Annotated in this window: 1 pseudogene; it reads right to left on the reverse strand. The window is 62.6% G+C overall.

What is annotated here, in order from left to right:
• Window positions 1-265: 265 nt before the first annotated feature.
• A pseudogene (locus EN808_RS37510) lies at window positions 266-374 on the reverse strand (transcriptional regulator); the annotation flags it as partial.

The following is a 374-nucleotide window of genomic DNA, read 5'->3' on the forward strand; positions in this document are numbered from 1 at the left end:
TTTCGGAGCTCGATCCGGGCAAAGCGGGTTCGCTGACAAACGATCTCAAGCCGGGCTACTACGCGGTTTTCTGCAACTTCCCCGATCATTTCATGAACGGCATGTAGGCGACCATCAAGGTCCAGTAAGCTCCACATCGAACGCGCGCCGGGCTGTCGAACCACCCGAACTTCGGCGGCCGTAACGGTCCGCAGTCAGCCGCCGCCAATCTCCTCTCGATCGCCGAAGGAGATTGGCGTCGGTCGCTTTCGCCAATCGCGGCCCCTCACATATCGATCATCGACCGCTTCACCCGGCCGATGATCGTGATCGCGCCTTCGCGCTCCGGCGGCGGGATGTCGAGATAGGAGGCCGGCTGGAAGGGCGGGGTGTCG

Source organism: Mesorhizobium sp. M8A.F.Ca.ET.165.01.1.1 (assembly GCF_004792065.1).
In the GTDB taxonomy this organism is placed as follows: Bacteria; Pseudomonadota; Alphaproteobacteria; order Rhizobiales; family Rhizobiaceae; genus Mesorhizobium.